Consider the following 15,198-nt stretch of genomic DNA (forward strand, 5'->3'; position numbering starts at 1 on the left):
CTCCGCTTGGGCTTTGTAATAGTTGGAGCGTCGCTGCGTGCGCCATGTACGGATCAACGATAGCCAACCCGTGGCAAGGCGGACGGTAAAACCAGACGTTGAACGTGCACAGGCACGCCCAGGGCTCGCCGAAGCTTAACGACTGATCGGTCATTAACGCTTGCAGCGCTGCGACAATTTCGGTCAAGGGGCGGTAACTTTACGTTTATGCCTGTACGCAAGACTGTCAGAATTCCCTTCCGTTTCCTTTGATCCGAGCCTGCTCATGCAAATCAACACCGCCCTGCTCTTCGCCACCCCTTGCGATGACGAGGAAGACAACATGGCGACCCTGTGCTGCCACAGCGACAAGGGTCAGATGTTCCTGCTTACCCGCTACCCGGACGAAGACACCGTCGACCTGACCCTGGATGACGAACCGTCGACCCTGGACGGGCTGAAAGTGACCTTGAGCGCCAAGCGCCTGCTGATCGAAGTGGCGGTCGGCGACCGTGATGCACTGAAGGGCGACGAAGTGCTGGAGATCAACCTGACCAGCGAACTGAGCGACATGGATGAAGTGAGGGAAACCCTGGAGAACATCCTGGCCGGCACTGGCACCTTCGTCTGCGAGCTCTGAGCCCGAACCTATTTCAACGCTGCCTGCATCTCTTGCGCCTGCGCCCGCAGCGCCTGGCAAAACGGCTCCACCGCAGCCGACGCCGGCCGGTGGTCCGGGCGTATCAGCATCACCTGATACGGCACCGCCACCCGCAACCTGCGGATCGGTAGCCCGCCCTGCGCCGCCTCCAGCCCGCTCAGCGGGTTGATGATGGCCACCCCAAGGCCTTGCCTGACCATGGCGCACACCGAGGCGGCACTGGTGGTCTCGATCACCGTGCGGCGGTTCACCCCTGCTGCGCGAAAGTGCTGGTCCAGGCGCTGGCGATAGGTGTCCAGGCTGGCCAGGTTGATGAAATCGACCTCGTGAAAATCGCCGAGCTCCAGCTCGGTCTTGGCCTGCAGCGGGTGCAGTTCGGGCAGCACACACACCATGTTGGCGCTGAACAGCAGCTCGCCGTATGCACCGCGCGGTATCTGCTCGACCTCGGTCAGGCCCAGGTCATGCTGCTGGGCAACCAGTGACTCCTCCAGCAACGGCGACTCCTGCGCCAGGATACTCACACTAACGCCCCGGTGCTGCTGGTGGAAACGCTGGCAGGCCTTGGGCAGCAAGGTCTGGGAAAACAGCGGCAGGCAAGTGATCGCCAGCCGACCCTGCTCGAAATTGCGGATGGCCTGGGCAAATCGGTCGATCCGCTCCAGCCCGACGTAGGCACGTTCGACTTCCTCGATCAACAGCAACGCCTGGGCCGTCGCCACCAGGCGCCCACCCTCGCGCTCGAACAGGTTCAGACCGGTCACCTGCTCCAGCCGCGCCAGCTCGCGGCTGACCGTGGGCTGCGAGGTGAACAGCAGGCGCGCTGCACCGGTGACACTGCCTGCGGCCATGATGGCGCGGAACACTTCGATATGGCGGACGGACAGTTTCACGGCAATACCTGGTAAGTCGGCAGTGGGCATATCAGATATGAATGACTGACAGAAAAATAGCTATTTTTCTGAATTCCCTGTTTGGATCATCCTCGTGACCTTCCTCATATGAGTAGCGCCACCATGACTGCACCCTTCACCCTCCTGGCCGAGGCTGTCCGCCAGCACGGCTCGCCACTGTGGGCTTACGACACAAGCACCATCGCCGAGCGTGTCGAGCAACTGAAGGTGTTCGACACCGTACGCTTCGCCCAGAAAGCCAACCCCAACCTGCATGTGCTGCGCCTGATGCGCGCCCATGGCCTGGTGCTGGATGCCGTGTCGCTGGGAGAGATGGAGCGGGCCTTCGCCGCCGGTGCGAGCGTGGACGGTGACCCTGCCGGCGTGGTGCTGACCTGCGACGCGCTGGACCGGCCAACTCTGGAGCGGGTGGTGGCAGAGAAGATCGAAGTCAACGCGGGCTCCATCGACATGCTGCGCCAACTGGGTGAGCGCTCGCCCGGCCACCGCGTGTGGATCCGCATCAACCCAGGCTTCGGCCATGGCCACAGCCGCAAGACCAACACCGGCGGCGAGAACAGCAAGCACGGTATCTGGCACGAAGAGCTGGACGAGGCATTGGGCTGCATCGAGGCACATGGCCTGCACCTGGTGGGCGTGCACATGCACATTGGTTCCGGTGTGGACTACCAGCACCTGGAACAAGTGGCACGCTCGATGATCGAGCTGATTGGCCGCCTGGGCATGGACATCGAAGCGTTCTCCATCGGCGGCGGGCTTTCCACCCCGTACCGCAGCACCGACAAACCGGTCGACCTGCAGCGCTACGCCCAGACCTGGGCGGTGGCACGCAAGGAAATCGAAGCGATGCTCGGCCACCCTGTACGCATGGAAATCGAGCCCGGGCGCTTCCTGGTGGCGGAGTCGGGCTATCTGGTGGCCGAAGTGCGTGCCGTGAAGCAGGTGGGGCGCAATACCTTCGTCATGATCGACGCCGGCTTCAACGACCTGATGCGCCCGGCGATGTACGGTGCGTATCACGGCATGACCCTGCTCGATGCCAATGGCCAGCCGGTAGACCGCCCGCGCCAGCCGACCGTGGTGGCCGGGCCGCTGTGCGAGTCGGGGGATGTGTTTACCCAGGATGACCAGGAACTGACCCCGCAGGACCTGCCCCAGGCACAGGTGGGCGATTTGCTGGTGATTCACGATGCCGGGGCCTATGGCGCGTCGATGTCGTCGAACTACAACAGCCGGCCGTTGCTGCCGGAGTTCCTGATCGAGGATGGGGCGCTACGGATGATTCGTCGGCGGCAGACCGTGCAGGACCTGCTACAGCTGGAAATGAATAACTGACCGGCAGGAGCGCCAACCAGCACAACGCGGCAACCTGGACCTCCACACGGCTACTGGCGATGCTCTGCATGAAGGAAGCAAGGCTCGCCATTAGCTCGTCGCATCTGCATTTGACAGTAGATTGCAATAAGCAGAAACGAGCAAGGCGGCTAAAAAGGACAAATATCAAATAGCGCTTGCATCTATAACCACCCGAGAGGCACGCACTCAAACCAATCTATGTAATCGATAGCACCATCTAACACCTGTCGTCGGCATTTTTTTAGCAACCCCTTTACTTAAAGAAAAATGAACTAATCTCACCCAGACAAGATCGTGCTCTACCCACACAACCTGCGAGGCGGCCATGACACGTCAAACCGCACTGGATGCACTGTGGAAACGACTGTTTTTTATCTTCGCGCTGCTACTGTCGATTTCCATCACGCTTGCTTCTTTTACCAACAGCTACACAGTGCCATTGATCGTATTCATCACGGGCAACATTGGCGGCTATGTGGGCTTCCATCGCCGATTGGCCAACCTGGCCGACAGCGAAATCCAGGACCTTGCCCAATCATGGTTCGCCATGGCCCTGCCGTCGTTCATCGGTGGCATTCTGGCTTGTCTGCTTTACATCATCTTCATCTCAGGCATTGCCGAAGGCACCCTATTTCCGAAAATCAGCCCGGACAACGACTGTGCGCCTGAAAACTTGCAGCGATTTGTCGAGATTTTCTGTCAGCACGCAGAGGGCTATCCCGCCTATGCAAAACTTTTGTTCTGGTCATTCGTTGCTGGTTTCAATCAAAACTATGTGGTCGACCTGATCGAGACAATGAAAAAACGCGCTGAGTAGTTACTAAAGCCGCTTCCATTCAGATACCGGAGGCAATGAACATGACTACTGAATCAGACCCTACGATCCAGAGGATGGTGGATCAACGGCGTGTGGCGCTTGGTGATTCAATTCCACATGATCGAGGCAAGTGGGGCTTGGCGCTTTCCGGCGGCGGCATTCGAAGCGCTACGTTTTGCTTGGGCCTTATCAAGGCATTGGCCAAGCAGAAACAGTTCCACCAATTCGACCTGATGTCTACAGTCTCCGGAGGGGGTTATACAGGGTCAAGTATAGGCAAGCTGTTCCAGGAAAATAATGCCTCCAGCGGCCAAGGGCTACCACCCTTGACAATGGAAAAAAAGCTGGCAGACATGGACTCCACCTGGTGGCTGAACTGGTTGAGAGCCAATGGCCGATACCTGACACCCGGCGGCTTACTCGATATGCTCCACGCGTTTTCAACCTTTGGCAGAAACCTGCTGGCCATTCATATCGAACTGGCGTTAATGGGCCTACTGCTCGGGTGCCTGCTGGTAGGTTTCGACTTACTAGTGTGGGTCTGCGCTGATAATTGGGCGCAAGCAGCGACCTCTGCTGGACCGTCTACCGCGTTACTATGGTCATTTCTGCAAACCGCGACTTCGGCACCCACACCCTTCATTTTTCTACCTGTTTTGGTGCTACTCGCATCAATACTCTGTTGTGCCTATTGGCTACTGCCCGATGGACAGCACGGCTCAGCGCGACGCGCTGGCAGCACGCTCACCGTCTGCCTGGTTACTATTACCGTATTGCTCTTTATCGCTCAAAAACTAACAACCGATGGCAGTGACTTGTCCTCACTACCTGTTTCCTACACTTGGGGGGCAGTCATTACATTTTTGACCATCACCTGGGCGGTGGGCGCAGGTTTGGCGATGGTCATGAGCCGCACGGGCCAAGCACCAGACATAATGCGAAACTCTCTGACGCGCGCACTCACTCAGGTGCTTTGTGGCATCTTGCTCGTTTTGATTCTCGGTTGCGCGGACCTGCTGGCCTGGTACTTGGCAAAACATGAGCACGCTATCAACCTAGGCCCCGTATTGGTAGTACTGAGCGTCGCGCTGCGCGCAGCTTTGCCCATGTCTGCTAACGTGCCCAAAAGCTTACCGCCCATTGGGCGCAAGGTACTATTCGGGTGCTTGAATATTGCTGGCCTGCTCGTCCTGGCCGCGCTGACAGTGTTTTGGATAAGTATTGTCCATGAACTGGTAACGCTTGAGTTATTCCGCGACAGCCCCCAAGCCTTCTACAAACGTGCCGCGCTGGCTTGGTGTTATGTAGCAGTGCCTGTCGTTTTTCTGATGTTGTTTTCCCACTCCAATCGCGCCTTTCTAAACCGTTCGTCTCTTCATTTCTTCTACCGCGCGCGGTTGATCAGAACCTATCTGGGCGCCTGTAATCACGAACGAATGAAAAATTCGCAGGGTGACGTACTAAGCCCTCGCATTCCAGACATGGACGACTTGGCAGTATCTGTACCCGAGGCGAACGACGACACCGCTTTCTCCGGCTACTCCCCTCATGAACACGGAGGCCCAATTCACCTCATCAACATATGCATTAACCAGACCCGTGACCCACGTGGGGGCATTTTCAATCGTGACCGCAAAGGGGAGCCAATGACTGTAGGGCCCGGTGGAATCGTCCGCTTGGCAACAGATGGCTGGCGCCAAATGGCGGCAGATCACGCGTTGAACCTGGGTAACTGGACAGCCATTTCCGGCGCCGCATTTGCCCCTGGCCTGGGCGCAACCACCCTGCCCGGTTTGGCTGCACGAATGACACTCGCGGGTATACGCCTCGGCTACTGGTGGGATAGCGGAGTTTTGGGGAATGATGTGCACCATGGTAAATATCGACAACTGGTAAGCGAGCTGCTCGGTAGTTTTGAAGGGCGCGACTGTGCGGATTGGTTTCTCAGCGACGGTGGCCATTTCGATAACACGGGTGCTTACGCACTGCTGCGCGAAGAATGTGAGCTAATTGTGCTGGCCGACTGTGGCGCTGATCCAGGATATGCCTTTGAGGATCTCGAAAACCTTATTCGCAAGGCACGCATCGACCTGAATATCAATATTGTATTTCAGCGGCCACGGTCGCTATCCACTTCCGGTGCTTTTGGCTCACTGGCGGACCTTGCCTCAAACAACAGTGACGCCTGCCTGGCATTGGCGAAAATACAGTATTCCTCAGGGAAAAGTGGCTATCTGATTCTCGTCAAACCCAATCTCTGCAATGACATGCCCGTTGACCTTCTCAACTACAAGTCCGACAACCCTCTTTTCCCTCAAGAACCCACTACAGATCAGTTTTTCAGCGAAGCCCAATGGGAGAGTTACTTCCAACTTGGCTATCGATTGGGTGACAAACTTCTGCTCGCACAAAACATGGCCATCGATGTTCACTTCAGCGACTTCACACCAGAAGACGGCGCAACAATCATCACCACTCCGACAGGCGACAAACAACTCAAGCCAAACAGCGGTCGAATTGTTTCACGATTGGTGTCGAGTGGCGCGGTGTCTGCAACACTGAGCTTTGGCGCCATTGCTTCACTTGGCCTTGGTGCCTGGCAGGCAATAGACACGATCATTCAGCGCAGCAGCCAGTCCAATGAAGCAATAAGAGCAAACCACAACTTTTCAGCTGACCTACTTGGCACAGAAAAACCCCGGCCACCCTGTGAACCTCGCTACTGGGTGCGCAGTTACGACAGGGCACTGTCAGGCACTGATAACTGCAGCATACCGTTAAGTGTCGCAATAAATGACAAGCAGCACACTGAGTCGAAGGACAACACCATCAGCAGCTTCAAGAAGGCATGCCATGGTTACACCGTTTTCGTTCAAGTCTACGACTCAGACTCCCGAAGCGCCGCACGCGTATTCCGCGAGCGCTGGAGTACACCTCTAGGCGCTAATGTTCCTGATATAGAAGACGTTGTTCAGTCTGCTCGCCGCATGGGCCGCAGAGTACCAACCCCCTATAATGCCCCAACAATTCTACGTTATAGCGAAGAGGGTATGGGGTGTAGCCAGGCATTGGCGAACGATGCCAGCACCCGAGATTCTAACATTCCTGTGTTCTGGAACAGCACATGGTCTCAAAAAGCGCTGGCTGGAGCACCTGACAAAAAGATAATAGAAGTCTGGCTACCGCCAGAGGATTCGATCAAGCAAACCGACACTGTACAGATAGCACAATGAAAGCGCGTTCTACCCCTCACGATTCGGAGCCAACGCCATGGAGCACCCTTTCGAAACCGACAAATGGCCTTTCGTTAAAGCCAAGAACTTCACCAAGGTTGCCAACAAGCGCGGGGTCAGACTGATTGTCATTCACTCAATGGAAGCACCGGAAAAGAGCAACACGGCAGAGAATGTGGCGAAGTACTTCCAGACCACAGTCAAGCAAGCATCAGCGCATATCTGTGTCGACAGTGACTCGATCGTGCAATGTGTGCTGGATAACGATATCGCCTGGGCTGCGCCGGGTGCGAACAGCGATGGCATCCATATTGAAATGGCCGGCTACGCAAAACAAACCACGAGCGAGTGGCTAGACCCCTACAGTACGCTGGTACTGGAAAAGGCCGCCAATGTCGCCGCTCAATATTGCTTGAAATATGAGATCCCTGCCTTGCATCTCTCCAATACAGAGCTGGCTGACAAAGTCAGCAAAGGTCTGGTCAGCCACGCACAAGTTTCCGAAGTTTTCAAGAAAAGTGACCATACCGATCCCGGAAAGAACTTTCCTTGGGAGTACTTCATGGGGCGCGTTGCTGCTCATCTCAAAAAGCTCACTAGCGATACCTGAAAGTGGGTGCCTGTTCAACAAGCCTGGGCGACTACCCGCCAGCAATTCAAGAATGCCTGCTCGCCCATGCCGACCGCCAGCTACTCAAACCAGGCAAGGACCCAACGGAAAAACCAGTCAGACGCCGCTTGCATCAATAACCGCCTGATGACCTCGCGACAGGTTACCAGCCCTGCTGTAACCTGCCCGCTTTACCACAGGAAGGCGTGAAATGCAGGCGAAGTTGGACATCCCCTCCCGCTTCATCATCCACGAAACTCGGCACTGGGTGCTGAACCACCGCATGAACAGCGCCCTGCCCGGCTACCTGATGCTCAGCGCCCGGGCCCCCGTCAATTCACTGGCAGCCCTGCGCGTGGAAGCCCAGGCCGAACTGGGCATCCTCATGGCGCGCACGCAGCAGGTGATGGAAGCACAGCTGCAGCCGGCACGTTTGTACATGGGCCGGTATGGCCATGAGGCGGGTTATGCCATCCACTTCCATTTCATCCCTGTTTACCCTTGGGTCGAAGCGCTGTTCTGGGCGGACGAGCGATACAGGGCGCTACAGGCATTTGGCTGGACCGATAGCGTGCATCCGCAAACCGATGGTGCCGAGCTGACGTTGTACGTCTGGCGGGAGTTTTGTGAGCGCCCTGAACCGCCAGCAATACAGGGTTATTCGGTTGATGAAACCATTACCTTGTTGCGTAGGGCATTCTCGAACCACTGCGCGTCGAATTGACTGAAATGGAAGCCACCCTGCGCCCCAACAAGGCTTGCCCCGTAGTCCTTTCATCCTCGGTGTATCCAAGGATTCTGCTGTTCCGCCACCCTCAAGCCGGCGTCCAGCTGGTTAAAGGCACTCTTGAAAAAGGCGAAACCCCTGCCACTGCAGCCTTGCGCGAACTGGGCGAGGAGTCTGGCATCGCCAATGCCAAGGTCACGCAAGACCTGGGCTGCTGGGATGCCGGCCATCTCGGGCAGGTGTGGTCGTTTCACCTGTGCCAGGTGGAGGGTGCTCTGCCCGAGCACTGGTCCCACCAGACACAGGATGACCACGGCCACCTGTTCACATTCTTCTGGGCCGCCCTCGACGACCTGCCCTACGGCGATTGCCATCCGGTCTTTCAGCGGGCGCTGGCGTTCGTGTGCGAAGCCTTGAAAACGCGTACGCCACTCACCTGAAACGTCAGAACCTGTAGCGGGCAGTCGCCAGGAAGTTACGTGGCTCACCAAAGAAGTTGCTGCCGGTCGTGGAACTGATCGACGTGTAGTAGCGCTTGTCGAACACGTTGTTCAGGTTGAAATTGACCTGCAGGTTGGGGGTCACGTCATAGCGGGTGAACACGTCATACAGCGTGTAGCCGCCTTGCTCCACACCGTACTGAGTGTAAGTCTGGCTCTGGGATCGCACCGCACCGCCCACTCGCCACTGGTCCAGCTCGCCCGGCAGGCGATAGCTGGTGGTCAGCTTGAACAGGTTGGCGGGCAGGTTGGTGCCGTAGCGCTTGCCTTTGGTGAACGAGCCAATCGGGCTGTAGGTCGTGTCCTTGATGCGCTCGGCCGTGTTGTATGTGTAACTGGCCGACATCTGCCAGTTCTCGGTCAGCGCCCCCGTTACTTCGAACTCGACGCCTCGGCTGCGGATCTCCCCAGCAGACTCGTAACACAGGGTGGTACCGCCTTGGCACTGGCTGGCCTGAAGCTGGTCGGGCAGGTTCTCCAGGTCGATCTGGAACAGTGCCACGCTGGTATTGAGGCGGCCGCCAAGATGCTCGCCCTTCAGGCCGATCTCGTAGTTGGTGCCTTGAATCGGTTCCAGCAGGGTGCCGCTTGCGGTCTCCAGGTTCTGCGGCTGGAAGATCCGGGTCCAGCTGGCATACACCGAGTAGGTATCATTCAGGTCGTACACCAGCCCGGCATAGGGCGTGACTTCACGGTTTGCCTTGAAGTGCGAGGTGTTCTTGATCTCTTGCTCGTACCAGTCGACACGCCCTCCGACGATCAGTGTCAATGGCTCAGCAAGGCTGAAGCGTGCTGTGCTGTAGACCCCACTCTGTTCAACTTCGGTCTGGCGGTTGTACAGCGACATGTCGACACCGACCGGTTTGGCCACCGAACCCGGGTCCCAGGTGATGGGGTTGAACTGCACCAGCTCGTAATTGCCATTGGTCACGAACGGCCCGCCACGGTCATCCCAGTCGCTTTCACGATGGCTGGCCCCGACCACCAGCGTATGGGTCCGCCCGGCAAACTCGAACGGGCCGGTCAGGTAACCATCGACGCTGGACTGGTTGCGCTCGTAATCGTACTTGCCGCCGCGCAGCGACATGCTCGGGTTACCGCTGGCATCAACCGTAGGGTTGGCCAGGAAGGTACCCATCATGTTCATGTCGCTGGTGATGTAGGTGGCCGCGCCTTTGGCCTTCCAGCCGTTGTCGAAACGGTGCTCGATATCGGCGAACACCGTTTTGCTTTCCTTGTTCCAGTAGGACCAGGACGGGCTCATGCGGTCGGAACGGGAAATGGGCAGGAAGCTGCCGTCAGGGTATGTACCCAAGCCATTCCAGTCGGCACCGGGGTTGTTTTCATCGCTGTAGGACAAGCCAAGGCTGACCGTAGTGTCGTCATTCAGGTCGGCTTCAACAATGCCATACAGCAAGGTACGTTCATTGCCCGAATCGTCGGTGAATGAGTTCTTGTTCTGGTAGCTCAACACCGTGCGGCCTCGCAGCGTACCGTCGCCATTGAGTGCGGAACCTGCATCGAGCTCGAAACGGCGATTGTCCCAACTGCCAAGGCTACCCGTAACCATGACCTGTGGCTCAACCGTAGGGCGCTTACGGATCAGGTTGATCGAGCCAGAGGGCAACCCGGCCCCCTCCATCAGGCCAGCCGCGCCACGGACGATTTCGACACGGTCGTACATGGCCAGCGCCCCGGTGGACAACGAAGCCTCTTCATACGCGACGGGCAGGCCGTCGAACATGATGTTCTCGATACCAAAGCCACGCGAATTGAAACGTGGCCGCTCGGCACCCCACTGGGTCAGGGTCAGCCCCGGCGCGTTCCTCACCACATCATTGAGCGTCGTCATGCCCTGGTCTTCAATGCGCTGGCGAGTAATGACCGAAACCGACTGGGGGGTTTCGCGCACCGAGATCGGCAGTTTGGTCGCTGTCTGCATGGCACCGGTGGTGTACGAGCCGGTGTGCTCGCTGGTCATGCCCAGGCCCTGCCCCTGGATGGTGGTTGCACCCAACTGCAGCGCCGTTTCGTTGTCATTGCGTTGCTGCAGGTAGGCGCGGTTGCCATCGGCCATGACAAAGCCCAGGCCGGTGCCGGCCAGCAGTTGCTGCAGCGCGGCACTGGCCGTGTATTGGCCGCTCACGGCACTGCTGGTCTTGCCGCGGGTCAGCGCACCGTCGGCAAAAAGCTGGATACCGCTGCTGGCCGACCATTGCGCAATCGCGCTTTCCAGCGGCTGGGCGACAATGCTGTAAGAGCGGCTTTGCGCCTGCGTAGCGCTGGCCGCTTGTGCTTGCGGCAAGGCGGCGAGCGTGAAAACGCAGCTCAGGGCGCTGACCAGCAGCAAGGGTTTGATGGGGGTGCTAGGGGTGGGCATTCGAAATTCCAGTCCGTCCTGATGGCAGTACTCGCAACTCATTCTCGTTTGCGATCAAGACTAATGACGGACCACCGGCCAAACACAACGACGCGGTTTTTCAGTTTTTTTCAATCAGTGTCGTGCGGGGCGTACCAAGGTCAGCCACGGGCCCACCGTGGTGACGCGAATCGGCAGGATGACTTGCAGGCTCTGCAACGCAGCCTCGGCCTCACGGGCCTGCACCGCTGCCGTGACCCGAAGCTGGGCGAGGCTGCTGTCGGTCAGTAGCAAATGCGCGCGGGAGTAGGGTTGCAGACGCTGCAGCACCTGCGTCAGCGGCTCGTCGCGGAACACCAGGCGTTGCTCGCGCCAAGCCAGTTGCTGGCCTGGGTCGACACGTCGCAAAGCGCCGATCCCCTTCGCACCATAGTGCAAAGCCTGGCCTTCCCCGGCTTCGGTCTGCTGCCCCTCACGGCTAACCCGCACACTGTGCTCGGTCACCGTCACATTCGCGCCTTCCTCCAGTACCTGCACGTCAAACGCTGTGCCCAATGCGCGCACGTCACCACCTGCAGCTTCAACGATGAAGGGCCGCTCAGGGTTGGGGGCTACCTTGAACCAGGCTTCGCCCTGGTACAGGCGCAGCCGCCGCTCACCGGCGCTGAAGCTCACGTCCAGCGCAGTCTGCGGCGCCAGTTGCACGGTCGAGCCGTCGTCCAGGGTCCAGCTGCGTACCTGGGCCACGTCGGTGCGATAATCTGCCCGGCGCGCTGGCGAAAGGGCAAACACCGTGAAGGCCAACAGTAACGCCGCTGCGGTTGCCAGGCCTACGGACCTGCGCCGGGGTATGCGCCTAACCGGGGTGCGGCTGGCGGCAACATGGGCATGGCCCGCCACGCCGGCTACCCCCCATACCTGCCGGGCACGCTGCCAGGCAGCCGGGTGGCTGGGGTCGGCAGCAAGCCAGCGTGCGAATGCTTCGCGCTCGGCCGCTGTCACACCCGCGTCCTGCAGGCGCACGCACCATGCCAGCGCCTGGTCCAGGGGGGTATGCGAGTCGTTTTCGTTCATCATGCAAGTGCAGGCAGGTGGCAGTTAAAACGCGCGCAGTGTAACCAGCCTTTCATGACATTGCCTTCTCGATGCGCTGCATGGCCTTGACCATCTGCGAAACCACGGTGCTTTTGGAAATGCCCAGGCGCTCGGCGACCTGCTGGTGGTCCAGGCCATCGATACGGCACAGGATAAACACTTCGCGGCAGCGTGGGGGCAGTTCGGCGATCACCTGCATCGCCTGCTGCAGCTCGCGGTTCAATTCGGTCTTGCGCGCTGGGTCCAGTTTGGCATCAGGAATCATCTCGACCACCACCGGGTCCGCCTGCACCTCGATGCCCAACGCCTCGCGGCGACGGATGTCCATGCCGAGGTTGCGGGCAATGCGGAAGATGTATGCTCGCGGGTTGCCGATACGCGCGCCGACCTTGCGGCTGGCCACGCGGAGCTAGGTTTCCTGTGTGAGGTCATCAGCGATGGTGGCGCTGCCGAAGTGGCGCACCAGGTAGGCCTTTAGCGCTTCGCGGTTGTCCAGGAATGTCGATGTCAGAGGGTCGCGATCTTGCGGCATTCGCCAAGCATCCTGCGCAGCGGCGGTGGAATTGGCGGCACGTTAGCATTTGTTGCTAACAATTCTCAACTACATTGCTGGCCCTGCTAGAGCGATGCGAGATGCCTGGCAAGCGCATGTTCTGCACGCTGCGCCGCTTCAGGACCAACCCGTTCAGCCAAGACCCGGCCAGCCTGGCGCAGTTGCCCGGCAGTCAGCCCAGTGTTCATACCAATTCGCATATGAGCCTGCAGTTGTGGCTCGACACCTGTAAGCGCAGCAAGCATCGCTACTGTCGCCAACTCGCGACTTTGCCAGTCGAGGTTGTCGCGCTCGAAGATCGCCCCAAACAGGTGGGCACGCAGGTACTCATTGGCGGCAGGTGCGAAATCGAACAGAGGCCCTTCTACCACTGCTCCGGCCAGCCTGGTCTGGTTGGCAGTGCCGGCCGCCAGCAAGGCATCGCCCCGCGGGATAGCACGGCTGGGGTTTGTGCCGGGGGCATCCTCGATGCCTTGCTGCTTGCGTGCCTGCACAACCTTGAGCAACTCGCCCAGCGCATTGAGGCTGCGAGGGAAGCCGGCGTAGGCATACAGTTGCACCAGTACCTCCCGGGCGTCGCTGATGGACAACCCGGCATCAAGGCCATCGTTGAGCGCACGATTCAAACCTGCGATATCGCCAGCGGCGGCGAAGGCCGCAATGGGGATGATCGCTTGCTGCCAAACAGTGAGTGTTTCACTGGTGTTGCTCGCGTCTGATGCTTGGCTCATAGCATGGGCCTCCGGTGCAATGGCCGATGACAGCAAGGTGCCCAACGCGAGCACCAGTGTGAAGGTTCCAATGGCAATATGTGAGTCAGTCAACAAGCGAGGCGCTGTACTGTTCATCCGTTACTTTCTCCAGCCAGTCGACATTCTTGCCGTCCAGGGTGCCCGTGACTGCGAGGTGCGTCATCGCAGTACCCGGCGCAGCGCCGTGCCAGTGTTTGACACCTGCCGGGCACCACACCACGTCGCCAGGGCGGATCACCTGTGCAGGCTTGCCCCACTCCTGGGTCAGTCCCACCCCGACCTGAACGACCAATCGTTGCCCGGCCGGGTGGGTATGCCAGGCAGAGCGGGCGCCAGGTTCGAACGTTACCAGCGCACCCGATGCATTGATGTGCTCGTCGGCAGGCCACACCGGGTCGACCCGCACCTTGCCGGTGAAGAACGCCTCGGGGCCAGCCACCGAATGCTGCTCGCCCGCACGGACAATCTGCTGCCCGGCAGTACGCGACTGATCGGCATCAGCGCCGGCAGCCTGTAGCGCTGCAACACAAAGCACTGTCTCGATTACCCGTTTACTCATACCGTTACCTCATTGCTATCCGTCAGGCTGGCGTTGTCGATCACGAAACGGTACTTCACCTCCCCCCGCAACATGCGCTCGTAGGCCTCGTTGATGTCCCCGGCCTGTATCAGCTCGATATCGGCAACGATGCCGTGCTCGGCACAGAAGTCGAGCATCTCCTGGGTTTGCGGGATGCCGCCAATCATCGAGCCGGCCAACGTGCGGCGCTTCATGATCAGGTTGAACACGTTGGGGGCTGTATGCGGAGTGGCCGGTGCGCCGACGAGCGTCATGGCACCATCACGCTTGAGCAGCACCATGAAGGCATCCAGGTCGTGAGGTGCGGCGACGGTGTTCAAGATGAAATCGAAGCCCTTAAGGTGAGCAGCCATTTCCTCCGGGTTGCGCGATACCACCACTTCATCGGCCCCCAGTTGCAACGCCGCTTCGCGCTTGCTCGGCGACGTTGTGAACGCCACCACATGGGCGCCCATCGCATGGGCCAGCTTGATGCCCATGTGGCCCAGGCCACCAATGCCGACCACGCCCACTTTCTTGCCCGGGCCGGCCTGCCAATGGCGCAGCGGTGAATAGGTGGTAATGCCCGCACACAGCAACGGGGCGACAGCGGCCAGTTGCGCCTCCGGGTGGCGGATACGCAGCACATAGCGCTCATGCACGACGATCGCCTGCGAATAGCCACCCTGCGTCCAGCCTGGGGCATCGGCGGTCGGGAAATTGTAGGTGCCGATCATGCCGTCGCAGTAGTTTTCCAGGCCTTCGTCGCAGTCGGCGCAGTGCTTGCAGCTGTCGACGATACAACCGATACCGACCAGATCACCCGGTTTGAAGGTGGCAACGTGCGCCCCTACCGCAGTCACACGGCCGACGATTTCATGGCCGGGTACACAGGGGTACTGCGTGCCTTCCCACTCCGAGCGCACCTGGTGCAAGTCGGAATGGCAGATGCCGCAGAACGCGATATCAATCTGGACATCGTGAGCGCCTGGCGCGCGGCGAGTAATGCGCAGTGGTTGCAAAGGCTGGTTGCCAGCGTGTGCACCGTAAGCATTGACGAGCATGATTCGACCCTCCTGCATG

The 15,198-nt window shown here is 59.2% G+C and carries 15 protein-coding genes; 7 read left to right on the forward strand and 8 right to left on the reverse strand.

Translation table 11 applies throughout. The features are described 5' to 3' along the window. Positions 1–265 precede the first annotated feature (265 nt). Entirely contained in the window at positions 266–619 is a 354-nt protein-coding gene (locus QQL85_RS20415) for a hypothetical protein (protein WP_284356538.1), read from the forward strand. 8 nt (positions 620–627) lie between these two features. Here QQL85_RS20415 and QQL85_RS20420 read toward each other — a convergent pair whose 3' ends face one another. Beyond that, the gene (locus QQL85_RS20420) at positions 628–1,533 is read right to left on the reverse strand and encodes a LysR family transcriptional regulator (RefSeq protein ID WP_284356539.1); all 906 of its coding nucleotides are present in this window, start codon (positions 1,531–1,533) and stop codon (positions 628–630) included. Between the two features lie 123 nt (positions 1,534–1,656). Here QQL85_RS20420 and lysA point away from each other — a divergent pair, with 123 nt between their 5' ends. The 6 genes from lysA to QQL85_RS20450 all read left to right on the forward strand — a co-directional run bounded on the left by lysA (position 1,657) and on the right by QQL85_RS20450 (position 8,737). Further along, positions 1,657–2,889 (forward strand): diaminopimelate decarboxylase, encoded by a 1,233-nt coding sequence (gene lysA, locus QQL85_RS20425; RefSeq protein ID WP_284356540.1) that lies wholly within the window; start codon positions 1,657–1,659, stop codon positions 2,887–2,889. 346 nt (positions 2,890–3,235) lie between these two features. After that, a complete protein-coding gene (locus QQL85_RS20430; protein ID WP_284356541.1) occupies positions 3,236–3,727 on the forward strand; it encodes a hypothetical protein in 492 nt (163 codons plus the stop codon). 41 nt (positions 3,728–3,768) lie between these two features. Beyond that, the gene (locus QQL85_RS20435; protein ID WP_284356542.1) at positions 3,769–6,960 is read left to right on the forward strand and encodes a patatin-like phospholipase family protein; all 3,192 of its coding nucleotides are present in this window, start codon (positions 3,769–3,771) and stop codon (positions 6,958–6,960) included. 37 nt (positions 6,961–6,997) lie between these two features. Beyond that, on the forward strand, positions 6,998–7,570 hold the full coding sequence (locus QQL85_RS20440) for an N-acetylmuramoyl-L-alanine amidase (protein ID WP_284356543.1): 573 nt from the start codon (positions 6,998–7,000) through the stop codon (positions 7,568–7,570). Between the two features lie 211 nt (positions 7,571–7,781). Beyond that, positions 7,782–8,294 (forward strand): HIT family protein, encoded by a 513-nt coding sequence (locus tag QQL85_RS20445; protein WP_284356544.1) that lies wholly within the window; start codon positions 7,782–7,784, stop codon positions 8,292–8,294. A gap of 17 nt (positions 8,295–8,311) precedes the next feature. Further along, complete coding sequence (locus tag QQL85_RS20450; protein WP_284356572.1) at positions 8,312–8,737, forward strand: NUDIX hydrolase; 426 nt, start codon at positions 8,312–8,314, stop codon at positions 8,735–8,737. A gap of 4 nt (positions 8,738–8,741) precedes the next feature. On the opposite strand, the gene QQL85_RS20455 is transcribed toward QQL85_RS20450, so the two are convergent. From QQL85_RS20455 to QQL85_RS20485, 7 genes are all read right to left on the reverse strand, one after another. After that, a complete protein-coding gene (locus QQL85_RS20455; RefSeq protein WP_284356545.1) occupies positions 8,742–11,177 on the reverse strand; it encodes a TonB-dependent siderophore receptor in 2,436 nt (811 codons plus the stop codon). Positions 11,178–11,291: 114 nt separating this feature from the next. Further along, positions 11,292–12,230: a FecR family protein gene (locus QQL85_RS20460; protein ID WP_284356546.1), complete on the reverse strand. Its 939-nt coding sequence runs from the start codon at positions 12,228–12,230 to the stop codon at positions 11,292–11,294. A 52-nt stretch (positions 12,231–12,282) separates the two neighbouring features. Beyond that, positions 12,283–12,654 (reverse strand): RNA polymerase sigma factor, encoded by a 372-nt coding sequence (locus QQL85_RS20465; RefSeq protein ID WP_284356547.1) that lies wholly within the window; start codon positions 12,652–12,654, stop codon positions 12,283–12,285. Positions 12,655–12,660: 6 nt separating this feature from the next. Then, positions 12,661–12,783, reverse strand: a complete 123-nt coding sequence (locus QQL85_RS20470) for a hypothetical protein (protein WP_284356548.1) — start codon at positions 12,781–12,783, stop codon at positions 12,661–12,663. Positions 12,784–12,869: 86 nt separating this feature from the next. Continuing rightward, positions 12,870–13,652: a carboxymuconolactone decarboxylase family protein gene (locus QQL85_RS20475; protein ID WP_349816509.1), complete on the reverse strand. Its 783-nt coding sequence runs from the start codon at positions 13,650–13,652 to the stop codon at positions 12,870–12,872. Next, a complete protein-coding gene (locus QQL85_RS20480; protein WP_284356549.1) occupies positions 13,621–14,115 on the reverse strand; it encodes a (R)-mandelonitrile lyase in 495 nt (164 codons plus the stop codon). Before QQL85_RS20480 ends, QQL85_RS20475 begins: the two co-directional genes overlap by 32 nt. Continuing rightward, positions 14,112–15,179 (reverse strand): NAD(P)-dependent alcohol dehydrogenase, encoded by a 1,068-nt coding sequence (locus QQL85_RS20485; RefSeq protein WP_284356550.1) that lies wholly within the window; start codon positions 15,177–15,179, stop codon positions 14,112–14,114. The genes QQL85_RS20480 and QQL85_RS20485 overlap by 4 nt, the downstream gene beginning before the upstream one ends. Between the last annotated feature and the right edge of the window lie 19 nt (positions 15,180–15,198).

It is taken from the genome of Pseudomonas putida, from assembly GCF_030159595.1.
GTDB classification, from domain to species: Bacteria; Pseudomonadota; Gammaproteobacteria; order Pseudomonadales; family Pseudomonadaceae; genus Aquipseudomonas; species Aquipseudomonas putida_AC.

Excerpts from the sequence above, each read along its gene's own strand:
- QQL85_RS20415 (WP_284356538.1), top strand. The coding sequence starts at position 266 with ATGCAAATCAACACCGCCCTGCTCTTCGCCACCCCTTGCGATGACGAG.
- lysA (WP_284356540.1), top strand. The coding sequence starts at position 1,657 with ATGACTGCACCCTTCACCCTCCTGGCCGAGGCTGTCCGCCAGCACGGC.
- QQL85_RS20430 (WP_284356541.1), top strand. The coding sequence starts at position 3,236 with ATGACACGTCAAACCGCACTGGATGCACTGTGGAAACGACTGTTTTTT.
- QQL85_RS20435 (WP_284356542.1), top strand. The coding sequence starts at position 3,769 with ATGACTACTGAATCAGACCCTACGATCCAGAGGATGGTGGATCAACGG.
- QQL85_RS20440 (WP_284356543.1), top strand. The coding sequence starts at position 6,998 with ATGGAGCACCCTTTCGAAACCGACAAATGGCCTTTCGTTAAAGCCAAG.
- QQL85_RS20445 (WP_284356544.1), top strand. The coding sequence starts at position 7,782 with ATGCAGGCGAAGTTGGACATCCCCTCCCGCTTCATCATCCACGAAACT.
- QQL85_RS20455 (WP_284356545.1), bottom strand. The coding sequence starts at position 11,177 with ATGCCCACCCCTAGCACCCCCATCAAACCCTTGCTGCTGGTCAGCGCC.
- QQL85_RS20460 (WP_284356546.1), bottom strand. The coding sequence starts at position 12,230 with ATGAACGAAAACGACTCGCATACCCCCCTGGACCAGGCGCTGGCATGG.
- QQL85_RS20470 (WP_284356548.1), bottom strand. The coding sequence starts at position 12,783 with ATGCCGCAAGATCGCGACCCTCTGACATCGACATTCCTGGACAACCGC.
- QQL85_RS20475 (WP_349816509.1), bottom strand. The coding sequence starts at position 13,652 with ATGAACAGTACAGCGCCTCGCTTGTTGACTGACTCACATATTGCCATT.
- QQL85_RS20480 (WP_284356549.1), bottom strand. The coding sequence starts at position 14,115 with ATGAGTAAACGGGTAATCGAGACAGTGCTTTGTGTTGCAGCGCTACAG.
- QQL85_RS20485 (WP_284356550.1), bottom strand. The coding sequence starts at position 15,179 with ATGCTCGTCAATGCTTACGGTGCACACGCTGGCAACCAGCCTTTGCAA.